At 71.3% G+C, this 15511-nt stretch carries 10 protein-coding genes; 4 read left to right on the forward strand and 6 right to left on the reverse strand.

The window, feature by feature from the left end; translation table 11 throughout:
- Positions 1–98 precede the first annotated feature (98 nt).
- The 5 genes from Ate02nite_RS28880 to Ate02nite_RS28900 all read right to left on the reverse strand — a co-directional run bounded on the left by Ate02nite_RS28880 (position 99) and on the right by Ate02nite_RS28900 (position 6952).
- Complete coding sequence (locus Ate02nite_RS28880) at positions 99–2522, reverse strand: M48 family metalloprotease (RefSeq protein WP_203810980.1); 2424 nt, start codon at positions 2520–2522, stop codon at positions 99–101.
- Positions 2519–3358 carry a hypothetical protein gene (locus tag Ate02nite_RS28885; RefSeq protein ID WP_203810981.1) on the reverse strand — a complete coding sequence of 280 codons (840 nt, stop codon included), beginning with the start codon at positions 3356–3358 and terminating at the stop codon, positions 2519–2521. The genes Ate02nite_RS28880 and Ate02nite_RS28885 overlap by 4 nt, the downstream gene beginning before the upstream one ends.
- On the reverse strand, positions 3355–3870 hold the full coding sequence (locus Ate02nite_RS28890) for an LPXTG cell wall anchor domain-containing protein (protein WP_203810982.1): 516 nt from the start codon (positions 3868–3870) through the stop codon (positions 3355–3357). Before Ate02nite_RS28890 ends, Ate02nite_RS28885 begins: the two co-directional genes overlap by 4 nt.
- A gap of 381 nt (positions 3871–4251) precedes the next feature.
- Positions 4252–5337 carry a DUF8225 domain-containing protein gene (locus tag Ate02nite_RS28895; protein ID WP_203810983.1) on the reverse strand — a complete coding sequence of 362 codons (1086 nt, stop codon included), beginning with the start codon at positions 5335–5337 and terminating at the stop codon, positions 4252–4254.
- A gap of 16 nt (positions 5338–5353) precedes the next feature.
- Positions 5354–6952, reverse strand: coding sequence for a hypothetical protein (locus Ate02nite_RS28900; protein ID WP_203810984.1), 1599 nt, complete (start codon positions 6950–6952; stop codon positions 5354–5356).
- Between the two features lie 62 nt (positions 6953–7014).
- Here Ate02nite_RS28900 and Ate02nite_RS28905 point away from each other — a divergent pair, with 62 nt between their 5' ends.
- Entirely contained in the window at positions 7015–9246 is a 2232-nt protein-coding gene (locus Ate02nite_RS28905; RefSeq protein WP_203810985.1) for a hypothetical protein, read from the forward strand.
- Between the two features lie 217 nt (positions 9247–9463).
- Here Ate02nite_RS28905 and Ate02nite_RS28910 read toward each other — a convergent pair whose 3' ends face one another.
- Entirely contained in the window at positions 9464–10411 is a 948-nt protein-coding gene (locus Ate02nite_RS28910) for a methionyl-tRNA formyltransferase (protein WP_203810986.1), read from the reverse strand.
- Between the two features lie 175 nt (positions 10412–10586).
- On the opposite strand from Ate02nite_RS28910, the gene Ate02nite_RS28915 reads away from it, so the two are divergent.
- From Ate02nite_RS28915 to Ate02nite_RS28925, 3 genes are read left to right on the forward strand one after another with little or no spacing between them, the layout of a single operon-like run.
- Positions 10587–11921, forward strand: a complete 1335-nt coding sequence (locus Ate02nite_RS28915) for a lysine N(6)-hydroxylase/L-ornithine N(5)-oxygenase family protein (RefSeq protein ID WP_203810987.1) — start codon at positions 10587–10589, stop codon at positions 11919–11921.
- Positions 11922–11961: 40 nt separating this feature from the next.
- Positions 11962–13638 carry an ABC transporter ATP-binding protein gene (locus Ate02nite_RS28920; protein WP_203810988.1) on the forward strand — a complete coding sequence of 559 codons (1677 nt, stop codon included), beginning with the start codon at positions 11962–11964 and terminating at the stop codon, positions 13636–13638.
- Between the two features lie 14 nt (positions 13639–13652).
- Positions 13653–15413, forward strand: coding sequence for an ABC transporter ATP-binding protein (locus Ate02nite_RS28925; protein WP_203810989.1), 1761 nt, complete (start codon positions 13653–13655; stop codon positions 15411–15413).
- Positions 15414–15511 lie beyond the last annotated feature (98 nt).

The raw sequence follows: 15511 nt of genomic DNA on the forward strand, positions 1-15511 counted from the left end.
CCGCCGATAAGGCGTGGGTTGTGCTTGTCTGCGACCCCAGGAAGAGCAGGTCAGGTGTCTGCCTGATCAATAAGAAGAACGGCTGCACCTCGACCGGATCAGGGCGACAGGCTGGCCAGGGCGGCTGCGGCCAACACCGTTCCGCTGAGGGCGATGCCGATGCCCGCAAGGGTCACCGGCGGACGCGGCGTGATGGTCGCAGTGTCGCGCGAGCGTCGATCCGCGGCCACCGCGAGGCCGGCGACGACCATTCCGGCGGCGACCGCCTTCACCGGCAGCGCGGTGCCCGAGAGCGACAGGAACACCAGGTATGCCCGCACCGGTTGGTGGAGCCCGCAGTCGCTCAGCCCGGGACCGCAGCGGGCCAGGATCATCAGCAGCGGGGTGACGGCCGCGCCGAAGCAGGCCACCACGAGCGCCGCGATCGAGCCGAACACCACGTCGCCGGAACCCCGGCGCAGCACGGTGCCGGCCGCCGTGCCGGCGCTGACCACGATCGCCAGCACGGTGGCGGTGGCCAGCAGGTAGCCGAGGAAGGCGGTGTCGGCCGGGGTGTTCAGCGCGGCGCGGGGCAGCACCGCGCGGCCGGCCAGCGCCAGGGCGACGCCGGCCAGCAGGAAGATTACGCAGCCGGCCGCGCCCGCCCGGATCGCCCGCCGGATCGGCGGCCGGTTGTCGGGCAGGCGGAACTCGACCGGCGCGAGGTCGGTGAGCCAACGGGGAGTGCCGTCGACCGGGCGGCGGATCAGCCCGGCGGTCGTGACGAGCAGCGGCAGGACGACGAGCAGGGCGATGCCGGGAGTCAGGGCGACGGAGTCCAGCGGCACATACACGATCTGCAACCACTGCCCGGCCGGGAACGGCACGTACGGGAACTTCAGCGCCTCGGCCAGGCCCGGCGTCCACAGGTAGACCCGGCCGGCCAGGGGTTCGTCGTGCATCGACCACCAGGTGGCGTACAGCGGAAGGACCGCCGCCACCCCGGCCACCGCGCTCAGGTGGGACACCCGGCGCAGCGATCGGCGTACGGTCGGCAGCCAGGCTCCGGCGTTGTCCCACGACCACCGGCACAGCGCCAGCACCACCGCGACCAGCGCGGACGCCGAGGCGATCGCGGTGCCCGGGTTGCCGTCGCCCACGCCGTCGAAGACGCCCCAATGGCTGGCGTTCGCGGCCGACACCGAGCCGGCCTCGCCGAGCAGCATGCCGCCGCCCAGCGCGAGAGCCAGCCGCAGGGCCGGCGACCGGGTCGGTTCCACCAGCTGCCGCAACCGGGCGCGCCAGGTCGTCGCCTCGATCAGCCAGGCGAGCGCGGCGAGCGGGCCGGCCACGGCCACCGCGACCGCGGTGACCAGGATCAACGAGGTACGCGGGGACGGTTGCGGGTCGAAGCCGGCGGCGATCAGCGCGTGCCAGGCGGTGCTGCCGGCGTCCTGGCTCAGCGCGGAAAGACCGGCACCGGCCATCACCAGCTGCGCGAACGACACCGGCGGCACCGCCCACGGATCGGCGGCGGCCCGGCGGCGCAGCGACAGCGGCGGGTGCCGGCGCAGGAAGACCGGCATCCGGGTCGGTGGTTCGCTCGCGGCCGTCAGGTGCCGCAGCAACGCCCCGCCGTCGTCGTGGGCGCCGGCCGTGGCATCGGCGGTGAGCTCCCGGTCGCGCAGCACCGCGAAGCGGGTCAGCACCACCAGCGTGACCAGGGTCAGGATCGCCAGCGTGGTGTGCAGGTCATCGCGGCCGGCGGCCATCGCCGCCGGCCGCCAGCCGCCCGGGTCGGGAGTGGCCAGATCAACAACCAGCAGGACGAGGTACGGCGTGACGGCCACGGCGAGAAACGAGAACCAGGCAGTGGAGGCCAGCAGCGACGGCCGGGTGTCGCGGTTCTTCAGGTGGGCGAGTTCGTGCAGTACGACGGCGGTGAACCGGTCGGGGTCCCGCTGGCGTTCGCGCACCGTCTTGCCGGCCAGGAAGAAGATGGGCCGGCGCGGCGATCCGAAGACGAACGAGGAGCCGCCGAGCGGGTCGGTCAGCAGGTCGGGCGGTGCGGGCAGGCCGAAGCCGTGGGCGAGCCGCTCCACCTCGGCGGCGGCCTCGGGGTCGTACTCGGCGAGCGGACGCAGCCGTACCCGCCAGGTCTTCGGGGTCAGCGCGCGCGGCGCCCGGCCGCGGCGCCATCGCGGCGCGAGCCGGTAGGCGGCGAACGCCGCCGTGCCGAGCAGCAGCAGCCCGGCCACCCCGGACCAGATGACCACGTCCATGTCGGCGCCGACACACGCGACGACCGGGGTGGTGCTGCCGATCATGCCGGGGATGCCGGCTGGCTCGATCCGGGTCAGGCGGTCGAGGCCGGTGTCGGCCAGGCAGTCGGTGGCGTAGGAGTCGGCGCTGGTTCCCAGCCGCAGCCCGAGGTAGCCGTAGATCGAGACGGTGGCGGCCAGGATGAGCACGAAGAAGACCAGGAACCGGGTGGACAGGGTGGTCGGCGCCGCGTCGCCGAGCGCGCGGCGTAGCTGCCTCACCAAACCTGCTTGGTCTTCTCGTAGGCCTTGGCCACGGCGGTGCTGGTGATGCTGTCGTCGATGGCCGACAGTCCGGTGTGGGTGATGATGATCAGGGTGCCGCCCCGGCGGATGAGAACCAGGTTCTCGATGGCCACGACCGAGGCCACGGTGGGACGCATGGTGATGCGTACGGCGGTGGTGTCGTCGGCGGTCCGCGGCGCGCTCAGCGGATCGACCGTCACGGTCACCTCGCCGAGCACGGCGACCTTGGTGGTGAACTCGGCGCAGGCCCGCGGGGCGCCGCGGACCCGGTCCAGCGCCGCCCGGGCGCCCGAGACGCTCAGCTGCCGGATCCGTTCCCGGACGAACGTGCTCTTGGCCGACTGGTAGAGCAGGACGTCGGCCTTGGCGCGCGCACCGGCGGAGAAGTCGGTGTCGATCGGGGCGCAGCCGCCCTCGCCGCCGACGTCGCTGTCGGAGCCGGCGTCGACCCGGAAGCCGGCGAGGTCACCGGAACCGAGCAGGGCCCGCTTCAGTTCCGTCGTGGTCGGCACGTGGGGTGTCGCGGCCCGGGGCGCGGCGGGCGGTCGTGTCGTCGTCGACGGCCCTCGATCGGCTTCCGGGCCGGTCGGCGATGCTGCGCGGGTCGGCGCGGTGGTGGGACCGGACGGGGGCGGCGTTGCTGCCGTGGTGGTACCGGTGGTCGGGGGCGGCGGCAGGCTGGGCGCGAGGGACGGGAGCGCGGCGAGGCTGGGCTGTGCGGTGGGCGTACTGGTCACGCAGCCGGTCAGCGCGGCCAGCGTCAGCCCGGTCACCGCCAGGGCCGCCGCCCGGCCGGTCACGCGGTCCGTCACGCCTGGAACCGGATCTTCTCGCGGCGGCGCCGGAAGGCGAGCAGCAGCAACGCTCCGGCCGCGACCACGGCGCCGCCCAGCAGCAGCGGCCCGGAGCCGCTTCCGGTGATCGGCAGACCGCCGCCGCCGGCACCCGGCGCGGACGACGTGGCGGCAGCTTGGGAGGACGGCGACGTGCTCTCCGACGAGGAGACCGTGGCCGTCGGGGAGGACGACACGGTCGGGGCGGGCGACACCGCCTTGGCCGGGAGGCAGATCTCGGTCAGCGCGAACGTGCCGCCCGAGCCGCCGTCGACAAGCAGGGCACCGAACGCCAGTCGCCACCCGGCCGGCGTGTTCAGCCAGGCGCCGTCGTCGAGCAGCGCGCCGCTCACCCCCGCGGGTGCGGGCTGCACGTCGTCGTCGGTGAACTGGCCCTGCAGGGTGGCCGGGGTGACCTTGAACTGGACGATGCCATCCGGTGTGATCCCGAGCAGCACCGGCTCAGGACTGCCACCGACCGTTTTGATCAACGCGATCGTGTAAGCCTGAACGTCTCCGGCCGGCTGATCGAATTTCCACCCGTCCGTGTTCGCTTTCGCTCCATCGGGGAAAGCGTCGCAATCGCGAAGTGAAACAGGTTCGTCTTCGATCGTTTTTCCGGTGGCCCCGGTGAATATCGTGTCGAGTGTCAACGGAGCCGGATCATCGGCGGCTGCCATTGCGGCAACCGGTATTGACAGGCCCAGGAAAGTCGACAGCGATAACGCGCCGACCAAGCCTCCGATATTGACCATGCCGATTCCTCCGTGAATTCCGCCGCGACGACGCGGGAAATACTGGCAGGAACAAGCGCGGAATACCGTCGACTTTTCGGAGGACCGGATAAACCGATCATCCGACTCCGTCGTCAATTACACCGTGGCGGCCGCGGTCGTTCGGGTCGATCGGGTCGCCCGGGACGGCCGGCCGGGCAGAAAGGTGTGGACCGGGCCCGACCCGATGCAGGAGGTCTCCGGCTCGGCCGTGCTCTGGCCGAACCGGCACGCGACGGCGACCAGCTTGATCGTGATGAAGTCGGCGATCTGGGCACCGAACTCGATCGGCTCGCCGCCGATGGTCAGGTCGCCGACCGCGAACCCCCGGTCGGCCGGCACCTCGTAGACCGCTCGCACCGGGTGGTTCGCGTCGCCGCGTACGTACGTCCAGTAGCTCTTCGGGTCCGAGCCGTCCGGCGCGGCCCAGCCGTCGGTGGCCAGGTCGTCGAAGTAGAGCCCGACCGGATCGGCGAGGGTGACGTCGGCCCTGGACCGGGCGACCGAGTTCACCACCGCACCGATGTGCGGGTCGCTGTTGCGTTCCGGGTCGCCGTACCCGGCACAGTTGATGAGCTCCTGCTCGCCGGTGAGCTCGACGCCCCCGATGACCCGCCGGTTGCTGGCGGCCGCGGCGAGTTCGATCTCCGCGCCGAGGGTGTTGGCCGCCTGGATCAGGTGCATCGCGCCGTGGGTGGTCGAGTTGTTCCAGCGGTTCTCCCGGACGTATTCGCCGGCCGGATCGAACAGGTCGCTCCGGCGCACCTCGGGGCTGATGTGCTCCTGGTAGAGGCGCAGGGCGGTATCCGGGCTGGTCTTGGCCAGCACGTCCCAGTACTCGGGGCCCTCACACGTGAAGGTGACCCGGGTGATCTTCCCCGACTCGTCGCGGGTGATGCTCCACTCGCAGTACTCGTCCTGGACGTCGCGGCCGGCGTCGGCCCGATCCCACCGTTGTACGTCGGAGATCGAGTTCAGCTTGATCTTGCGGGGGAACGCGGTCCAGCTGACCGGCGCCTCGGTGGCGTCGGCGGCGGTCTCGGTTCGGAGGAGGTTGTAGAACTGCGGACGGCCGCTGGTCGCGTCGTCGACCCGGGCGGCGATGTAGTCGCTCCACAGCCGGCGGCCTTCGGGACTCAGGTCGGTCAAACCGCCGGGAGGAGCGTACGCGTCAAGGTTGGTCATGGGTTTTTTGTCCTTCTCAGACTCGGGTGCTGACGGTGCCGTCCGCGTTCATCTGGAGCCGGGCGGCATCCCGGGCGATCTCGGTGACGGGCAGGGTCAGGGCGAACTCGTGCAGCCGCGTGTCGCGGAAGTCGAGGCGCCGCGACTCGGCCAGCCGGACGTAGTCGTCGAAACCTGCCTCGGTGCGGGCCCGGTCGGCGACGGCGTCCAGATAGGTGGTCAGGCGGCGGCCGAACTCCGGTTTCCACTCGTCCTCGGCCAGCGCCCAGTTGGCCGCGAACTGCGCCTCGGGACTGCCGGCCGGCCGGGCGGCCGCGGCGGTCACGATCGCGGTGGCGATGCTCTCGCCCAGCGTCGCGGCCGGGCTCGTGCCGGTCGGCACGTACCTCATCAGGGCGGCGCGGGCCGGGCTGAACACCGGGTTGGCGAAGTCGACCATGAGCGCGCAGGCCGCGAACCGGGCCGTGATCAGGCCGCGCCGGACCATCTGGCGCACCACCTCGTTGTCCTCGTCGGCCACCTCCGGCACGAGGAACGCGAAGAACGTGTCGCCGGATTTGAAGAATCCGCTCTCCGGGTCCTCCAGCCGGAACCCGAAGTTGGTCAGGCTCCGGAGGTAGTGCGCCGCGGGCACGGCCGGCCAGGCGCGGTGCGCCGCCGGCAGGTGCAGGCTGTTGATCAGCAGGTCGGTGTTGAGCCAGAAGCCACTCGGCAGGACGAGATCCCTGGTGACGGCGGCGCTCGCGGTCTCCGTACTCGTGAGGTTGACCGTCGTGGTGGTGAGCAGTTGCCGCAGCAGGCGGTCCGGGTGCTCCACCGCCTCTCCCCCGGCCACCCGGGACAGCCGCGCGGCCGTCCACCGGCCGACCAGCCCGCGCATCTTGATCTCCAGCTCCTCGGCACCCTCCACCCGCTGGTAGAGCGGGTCGGTCCGCAGCGGAGCATCGGCGGCGAGCCGGATGGAGGCCGACATGGACTGCCAGTTGATCCACGGCTGCTTGAGTTCCTTCATCACCACGCCGCCGTTGACGTGGCTGTCGAAGCATCCGCGCCCGCGCGTCTCGGGTTCCAGGGCCGCCCAGGAGTCGCCGGCCCAGATCCAGGTCGTACCGGAGCGCATGTAGAAGTTGAAGGCCCCGGCGCGCTCGTCCCAGGCGGCCACCTGCAGGAATGTCCTGGCCGGGTCGACGTTCGCGCCCGCGCTGATCAGCAGATCGGTCTCCCGTCCGCGCACCGTACAGACGATGGCGAAGCGGATGTCCCGACGCAGGCCGGGGGCCACCTCCGGCGGGATCTGCCCCGACTCGCTGATCAGGAAGACGCCGTCGACGACGTCCCGGCCGGCCACCTCGGCGAGACCCTCGAGCAGGGCCGGGAGGGTCGTCGGGAAGGTGCCGCGACGCAGCAGGAGCTCGGCCATCGGGTCGCCCAGCGTGGCCAGTTCCGCCTCGGTCATCGGCCGGGGCAGCTCATCGACGCCGTCGACCTGCCGGTACACGGTGTTGGCGGCGCGGGCCGCGGCGGCGAATCCACGCGGTTCCGGCGGCTGGGGCCGGGCGGTCGCGGGTCGGCTCTCGGTGTCGAGGGGCGGAGCGATCACCGGCGGGTTGCTCATGAAACGAACATATTGGCATTAAACACATTTTAAACCCCTAAGACGCATAATCATGCCAAAGAATGACAGTACGGGCAGTGGAGGCGAGCGAAATGCCGGCGTCGTCCAGCGTTACCGAGTTACGAGTGCACGGGGTGGGTGGGGCAGCGCCGGACCGGCTGCTCGGGACGACCGCCCATCGGCAGATCTGGGGAGACCGGATCGCCGGGTTCTACGCCGCCGACGCCGAGCAGCGGGGACGCAAGGTCGAGGCGTACTGCTGGGGTGGAATGACCTCGCGCAGCAGCGCCCGGGTCCTGTGGGTGTTGTTGTTCCCGTTCATGCTGGCCAACCTGGCCGGCTGGACCTGCTCGGCCCGCATCCGGGCCGACCGGTGGGCGTTCGCGGCCCACCGGGCCTGCGGGCGGCTGGCGGCCCTGGGCATCACCCTCAACCTGCTGCTGCTCGCCGCGCTGGCCGCCATCGACGTCTGGGCCATCCAGTTCGGAGGCCACAAGGTGGGAAGGGCGGCACCGAGGTGGGAGAAAGTTGTCCACGCCCCGCTCGGCTACTTCGGTCCGGGCCCCAGGGTCGTGTTCGGTGCGACCGTCGTCGTGGCGGTCCTTCTCGTGCTGTGGTTGTTGTCGCGGCAGGCCCGGCAACGCTACGAGGAGGTCACCCCGGTCGATCCCGATCAGCCGCGATACCGCGGCAGCGCCGCCGCCCTGCCGGACGGCGTCGCCGACCCGCAGTTCTTCAACGGCGCCGACACCGTACGCCGGTTGGGGCTTCTGCACGTCGGTGCCGGGCTGGCCTGGCTGGCCGTCGTGGTGGCCTGGGTGGCCGAGGGGAAGCTCGGGCTCGGACTGGAGATCGCGGCCGCCGCGGTGCTCTTGTGCTCGATCATCCTGCTCGCCGTCGAGGCCGGCGGCGACCGGGCCGTCCGGCCACTGGTCGTGGCGGCCTCGCTGGTGTTGTGCATCGCCTTGGTGCACGCCTGGCAGGCGAACCCGGACACGGACACGGGAGGTATGCATCTCGAACACATGCGGGCGGCCGCGATCGAGACGTTCTGGCTCGTCGTCGCCCTGGTCACGGCGCGGGTGCCGGTCCTGGCCACGATCGCCCTGCTGCGGCGGATGGGAGTCCGGCGCGGCGCGGCGGGCACGACGGTCCCCCGAACCCGTCCTAGCTGGCCGGCGGCGCCCCTGATCGTGGCCATCCTCGGCATGCTCAGCGTGAACACCGCCGGTCTGGGCTGCCTGGTCACCGCGGCGGACTCGCTCGGCCTGCCGCAAGAGGCGGTCTTCCCCGGATTACACGACAAGCTCCCCTGGCTCACCGTGGCACCGATGGCGGTCGGCATCGCCTTCCTGCTGATCGAACTGATCCGGTACGGCACGGCGGGAAACCGGCGGGATACGGTGCCCGTCCTGGGCGAATACGCCGGCCGGGCGGCCGCGACCCCGGCCCCGCCGCCACCCATGGATGCCTGGCGTTGCAACGCGCTGCCGATCGACGACCTCTGCGACGGCGAACGCGACCGCCGGATGCGGTGGGTCCGTTCCATCGCACGCGGCCGGAAGCTGGCCGGCTTCGGCCCCGACATCCGTTACCCGCTGGCCGTCTTCGCGGCGATCGCCGTCCTGGTTGTCGCCGGGATCCAGGCCGACATCATCGGCGGCCTCGGCCTACGACCGTTCGCCAGCAAGGCGTCCCTCACGCTGGCCGGGCTGATTCCGGTGGCGGGGGTGGCGCTGATGCGATGGGGCTGGGGCCGCCCGGACGCCCGCCGCTGGCTGGGCGTGCTCTGGGACGTGGGCACGTTCTGGCCGCGCTCGTTCCACCCCTTCGCGCCGCCCTGCTACACCGAACGCGCGGTACCCGACCTGCAGCGCCGCATCCGCTGGCTCAACGACAGCGGCAGCCGGGTGGTGGTCGTCGCGCACAGCCAGGGCAGCGTTCTGGCCGCGTTGGCGCTGGTCCAGCAACCGGCGGGCCAGCCCACCCTGGTCACGTTCGGATCGCCGCTGATGAAGCTGTACGGCTGGGCGTTTCCCGCCTACGTGCACGGCGACGTGCTGAACCACGTACAGGAATGGCGCAATTTCTTTTATCCGACCGACTACATCGGCGGCCCGGTCGACCGCAAGGGCGTCGACGTCCCGCTGCCGGACCCGGACTCGGCCTGGTACGTCGCCGGCGAGCCGATGCCCCCGATGCGCCGGCACACCGGCTACTGGTCGGACGAGGCCATGTGGCGGCAGATCGACCAGTTGGCGGCGGAGCCACGCCGGGCCCGGGTCCCGGCGTGACCTCTAGAAGATCGAGTCGACCCACTCCGGGTGATCGATGAACGGATTCCGGTTGTGCTGGTACTTCTCGAAGATGAGGTCGTTGCGCCGGCGCTCGAACGATCCGGCAGAACCACAACCTGATCCCCCGAACGAGCGGCGCACCACGGGCCGGCGTGCTCCGGCCCTGGTAGATGTACTCTTCGCCGATGCAGTCGAGGTGCGCCTTCGCAGAAGGTCACCGCGCGCTGGTTAGGTAACCTCCCATGGTGCGGAAGTAGTCTGTTGCCGCGAGTTCGGTGCCGTCCTCGATCCGGACGCGCTCGATGGCCAGACCGTGGCTCTTGCCGCGGCGGGCATCCGCACCGGCGACGATGACGATCGCGTTGCCCTCGCGGATGAAGATGCGCCCAGGAGTGCCGCCGTACCGGCCTTCGGAGACCGTCGCGGCGACAACGCGAATCCTTTCACCCCGGTGGTAGGTAAAGGCATTCGGGTACGGGTCGGATTGCGCGCGCACGAGGCGATCGAGTTCCTCGGCCGACCAGGTCCAGTCGATGCGGTTGTCCTCGTCGGCGCGCTTGTGGAAGAAACTGGCCTTCGACCGGTCCTGCGGCGTCCAGTCGGTGCGACCGGAAGCGATCAGATCGAGGCCGTCCACCGTGATCGGGCCGAACAGCTCCAGGGTCTTGTGGAACAGGTCGGCGGTGGTGTCCCGCGGGCCGACCGCAACCGCGCGCTGCAGCACGATGTCGCCGGCGTCGAGCCCGGCGTCCATCATGTGCGCGGTGACTCCGACCTCTTTCTCGTCGTTGATCAGGGCCCAGATCAGCGGGGAGAACCCGCCGTAGGCCGGCAGCAGCGAGTCGTGCACGTTCAGGGTGCCGAACCGCGGGAGGTCGAAGATCTGCGGCGGGATCCAGGTGCGCCAGTTGGTCGCCACGATGACGTCCGGGTCGGCCTGCTTGAGCCGGTCGAAAAGTTCGGCGTCGTCCGGGCGGTCCCGGATCACGACCTCGATCCCGTGCTTGGCGGCCAGTTCGGCCACCGAGTCGCTCCAGATCCGCTCGTACGGATGGTCGCTGGCCGGGTGCGTCACGACCAGGGCGACCTCGTGTTCGGACTCGATGAGCGCCTGCAGCGTGCGGTGCCCCCAGGTCTGATATCCGAACATGACGACACGCATGGAGCCTCCAAGGCAACGGCCAACGTAAATGCAAACTCAGGTAAGCCTCAGCTAACCCACTCCCTTGGTATAGCGGGCGACAGGCTCCCGTGACAAGCCGCAGAAGAAAGGTTAGGCTCGCCTAAGTCGAGCTCCCGGATGGACGGACCCGGCTCGGCATGACGAGAGGACAGCAATGGCACAGTCGCGCCATGACGCCGGCGCCCCGGCCTATGACCTGGTCGGTGTGGGTTTCGGCCCATCGAATCTGGCGCTCGCCATCGCGGCCCGCGAACACAACACCACCGGCGACGGACCGCCGGTGAACGCTGTGTTCCTGGAGAGACAGGCCACCTTCGGCTGGCACAAGGGCATGCTGATCGAGGACGCGACCATGCAGGTCTCGTTCCTCAAGGACCTCGTCACCATGCGGAAGCCCACCAGCCCGTTCAGCTTTCTGAACTATCTGCACGAGCGCGGCCGGCTGATCGACTTCGTCAACCACAAGAGCCTCTTTCCACTGCGGATCGAGTTCCATGACTACCTGGAGTGGGCCGCCGCGCAGGTCGACGACATGGCCCGCTACGGCCAGAACGTCACCGCCATCCACCCGGTGTACTCGGACGGCACCGTGGTGGCCTTCGACGTCGAGACCAACGACACCACTCTGCGGACCCGCAACGTCGTGCTGGCCAGCGGCCTGCGCCCGGTGCTGCCGGAGGGCGTCAGCCCGTCCTCGCAGGTCTGGCACAGTCGCGATCTGCTGTTCAATGTGGAGCGACTGAACGGCACCGCCCCGTCCCGGTTCGTGGTCATCGGGGCCGGGCAGAGCGCGGCCGAGGTCACCGCCTTCCTGCACGAGCGGTTCCCGACGACCGAGGTCTGCGGCGTGCTGTCCCGGTACGGCTACAGCCCGGCCGACGACAGCCCGTTCGCCAACCGCATCTTCGATCCGCTCGCCGTCGACGACTACTTCAATGCCTCCACCCAGGTGAAGGACATGCTGCTGGACTACCACAGCAACACGAACTACTCGGTCGTCGACGCCGACCTCATCGAGACGCTGTACCGCCGGGTCTACCAGGAGAAGGTGCTCGGCACCCAGCGGCTGCGCCTGCTCAACGCGTCGCGCCTGGTCGCCGCCGAGGAATCGGACGGCCCGGGGCCGGTCGCGGTGACCATCCAGTCGCTGCTCACCGGCGAGCACCAGACCATCGACGCCGACGTGCTTATCTGCGCCACCGGTTACACCCCGGTCGACCCGTTCGCCCTGCTCGGCCCGATCGCCGCGCACTGCCACCGGGACGAGTTGGGCCGGGCCGTCGTCGAGCGCGACTACCGCCTCCGGACCGACGCCGCGATGCGGGCGAGCGTCTACCTGCAGGGCGGCACCGAACACACCCACGGCCTCAGCTCGTCGCTGCTGTCGAACACCGCAACGCGGGCGGCGCAGATCCTCGACTCCGTCCGCCAACGCCAACCCGACCAGGCCGCATTGCCGCAGGCGATCCCGGCGATCTCGTACGCATAGGCAGAGGGCCACCGTTAGACAACTATTTCAAGGAGATCGCGTGCCCAGGGAACGACGACCGGGGCGCACGCTCTTGCGCCGCGCCATCGCCGGTCAGGCCCGCCGCGTCGGGATCAGCTCGGTCCTCAGCGCCGCCCATCAGGGTGGTGAGGCCCTGGTGCCGATCCTCATCGGAGTGATCATCGACCAGGCGGTCGGCACCGGCACGATCGGCGACCTGGTCGTCTGGATCGCCGTACTGGGCGCGGCTTTCGTGGTTCTCTCGGCCAGCTTCCAGTTCGGCACCCGAACCGGCGAGTACGCGGTCGAGCGGGCCGCGCACACGCTGCGCCTGGAGTTGACGGCCCGCATCCTGCACCCGCGCGGATCGGCCGAGACTGGCCGGCTGCCGGGGGCCCTGGTCAACGTGGCGACCGGCGACGCGCAGCGGGTCGGCATGGTCAACCTGGCGCTGCCGCTGGCGGTCGCCGCGTTCAGTGGCGTGGTGGTCGGTGCGATCGCACTGCTGCGCATGTCCGTACCCCTCGGCCTGTTGGTGTTGATCGGCGCCCCGGTCCTGCTGCTCGCCGCGCACTGGCTCGGCAAGCCGTTGCAACGCCGCAGCGAGAGCGAGCAGGAGTACGCGGCGCAGGCGGCCGGCGTGGCCGCCGACCTGGTCGCCGGGCTGCGCGTGCTGAAGGGCATCGGCGCGGAGAGCTCGGCGGCCCGCCGCTACCGCCGGATCAGCCGCGAGTCGCTGACCGCCACCCAGCGGGCCGCCACCGCCAAGAGCTGGCACGACAGCACCCTGCTGGGCCTGACCGGCGTCTTCCTGGCGATCGTGGCCCTGGTCGGCGGCCGGCTCGCCGCGTCCGGCCAGATCACCATCGGCGAGCTCGTCGCGGCGGTCGGCCTGGCCCAGTTCCTGCTCGGGCCGCTCGCCCTGGTCGCCTGGGCCAACGGCGAGTTCGCCCAGGCCCGGGCGTCGGCCGACCGGATCGCCGCGGTGCTGTCGACCGCGCCGCGAACCCCCGGCGGCGACGAGAACCAGGGCCCGGTCCGGGGGCACCTCCGCCTCACCGGCGTCGAATCGGCCGGGCTGCGCGGCCTCACCCTGGACGTCGAACCGGGCGAGCTGCTCGGTGTCGTGCTGGCCGACCAGGTGGGCGCGACCACGCTCGCCGAACTGCTGGGCCGGACCCGCGACCCGGACCGCGGAACGGTCGAACTGGACGGCCGCCCGCTGCACACCCTCGACCCGGTGGCCGTGCGCACCGCCGTGCTGGTCGCGGAGCACGACGCCGACCTGTTCGAGGGCACCCTGCACGACAACGTCTCGCTGGGCCGCGCTTCCGCCGACGCGGTCAAGACCGCGCTGGACGAGGTCGCCCGCACCCTGCCCGACGACGTCGACGGGGTGATCGCGGCCCGCGGTCACTCGCTCTCCGGCGGCCAGCGCCAGCGTGTCGCCCTGGCCCGCTCGCTCGCCGCCGACCCACCCGTACTGGTCCTGCACGATCCGACCACCGCGGTCGACTCGGTCACCGAGCAGCGCATCGCCGCCGGGATCCGCGAGCTGCGCCGCGGTCGTACCACCGTGCTGCTGACGACCAGCCCCAGCCTGCTGTCCGTGGCCGACCGCGTGGTCTTCCTCGCCGACGGCACGGTCCGGGCGAGCGGCACCCACGCCGACCTGACCCGCGACGACGACCGCTACCGGTCCGTCGTCCTGAGCTGACCTGAAACGAGACGATGACCGAACGCGCCCTGCTACCGATCGCCACCGCCGCCCAGACCTGGACGGCGGTGCGCGGACTGCTGCGCCCGCGCTGGCCGCTGGCGCTGCTCGCCGTCGCGGTGCTGACCGCCGGCACCGCGGTCGGGCTGGTCACCATCCGGCTGCTCGGCCACATCGTCGACCTGGTCGCCGCGGGCCGGCCGGCCGACGCGGTGAACGGGCCGGTGGTCGCGCTGGTTCTGGTCGCCGTCGGCCAGGCGGTCGCGGCCGGCTGCGGCCTGACCCTGGTCGCCCGGCTCGGCGAGGGCATGCTCGCCGACCTGCGCGAGCGTTTCATCGACCGCGCGCTGGGCCTGCCGCTGGACCAGATCGAGGACGCCGGCGCCGGCGACCTGACCTCCCGGGTCACCAACGACGTGACGGTGATCGCCACCGCAGTGCGCAGCGCCCTGCCCGAGCTGGCCCGCTCGATGCTCACCATCGCGCTCACCGCGGTCGGCCTGGCCGTTCTCGACTGGCGTTTCCTGATCGCCGCGCTGCTGGCCGCGCCGATCCAGATCCACACCGTGCGCTGGTACTCCGGCCGGGCCCTGCCGCTCTACGCCCGCCAGCGGGTGTCGGTCGGCGCCCTGCAGCAGCAGTTGCAGGAGACGGTCGGCGGCGAGCGCACCATCCGGTCGCTTCGCCTCCAGGACCAGCACCAGGAGCTGGTGCGCGTGCGGTCGCTCGACGCCGTGGACTGGACGATGCGCGGCATCCGGGTGCTGACCCAGTTCTACGCCCGCTTGAACGTGGCCGAGTTCGTCGGGCTCAGCGCCGTACTCGTGGCCGGTTTCCTGCTGGTCCGGAGCGGTTCGGCGACCATCGGCACGGCCACCGTGGCGGCGCTCTACTTCCACAGCCTGTTCGCCCCGATCAACACCGCGCTCGGCCTGGTCGACGACGCCCAGGCCGCGGCCGCCAGCCTGGTGCGGCTGGTCGGGGTGGCCGGCCTCCCGCCGGCGTCCACTTCGGACGCTATTGGACCCGCAGCCGCGACGGTCGCGGTCGAGCAGGTGGACCACGCGTACCGGTCCGGCCGTCCGGTCCTGAGCGGGGTGAGCCTCGACGTCGCCGCGGGCGAGCGGGTGGCCCTGGTGGGCGCGAGCGGCGCCGGCAAAACCACCCTAGCCGGCCTGGTAGCCGGCATCCGCCGACCCACCGCCGGCGTAGTCCGCCTGGGCGGCCACAAGATCGAAGATCTGACCCCCGCCGCCGTACGCCGATCGGTAGTCATCCTCACCCAGGAGGTGTACGTCTTCGCCGGCCCACTGGCCGACGACCTGCGACTGGCCCGCCCCGACGCCACCGACGACGAGCTGCGCACCGCGCTGTCCCGGGTAGGCGCGGGCGACTGGCTGACCGCGCTGCCGGCGGGCTTGGACACCGTGGTCGGCGACGGCGGCCACCGGCTGACCGTAACCCAGGCCCAGCAGGTGGCCCTGGCCCGGCTGGTACTGGTAGACCCGCCGATCGCGGTCCTGGACGAGGCCACCGCAGAGGCCGGCAGCGCCGGCGCCCGCCAGCTGGAGGCAGCGGTGGAGGAGGCCCTGACCGGCCGAACCGGCATCGTCGTAGCCCACCGCCTGACCCAGGCCGTAACCGCCGACCGGGTGGTGGTCCTGGACGCCGGCCGCGTACTGGAATCCGGCACCCACGCCGACCTGGCAGCCCGCCCAAACGGCCACTACGCCACCCTCTGGCAAGCCTGGTCCCACCACCGCCCACCCGCCTAGACAATCTTTCGCGCTCGATGCCGCGCCGGTTTCCAAGAAAACCGCCCACTCTCACCAAGGGTGGGCTTCCGGAACTGACCGCATTCGCCCAGAAAGAA

This window comes from Paractinoplanes tereljensis (assembly GCF_016862435.1).
Lineage (GTDB): Bacteria > Actinomycetota > Actinomycetes > Mycobacteriales > Micromonosporaceae > Actinoplanes > Actinoplanes tereljensis.

What these genes read in the sequence shown, in the direction of transcription:
- Ate02nite_RS28895 (WP_203810983.1), bottom strand. Translation starts at nt 5,337, where the DNA reads ATGACCAACCTTGACGCGTACGCTCCTCCCGGCGGTTTGACCGACCTG.
- Ate02nite_RS28900 (WP_203810984.1), bottom strand. Translation starts at nt 6,952, where the DNA reads ATGAGCAACCCGCCGGTGATCGCTCCGCCCCTCGACACCGAGAGCCGA.
- Ate02nite_RS28905 (WP_203810985.1), top strand. Translation starts at nt 7,015, where the DNA reads ATGACAGTACGGGCAGTGGAGGCGAGCGAAATGCCGGCGTCGTCCAGC.
- Ate02nite_RS28910 (WP_203810986.1), bottom strand. Translation starts at nt 10,411, where the DNA reads ATGCGTGTCGTCATGTTCGGATATCAGACCTGGGGGCACCGCACGCTG.
- Ate02nite_RS28915 (WP_203810987.1), top strand. Translation starts at nt 10,587, where the DNA reads ATGGCACAGTCGCGCCATGACGCCGGCGCCCCGGCCTATGACCTGGTC.
- Ate02nite_RS28925 (WP_203810989.1), top strand. Translation starts at nt 13,653, where the DNA reads ATGACCGAACGCGCCCTGCTACCGATCGCCACCGCCGCCCAGACCTGG.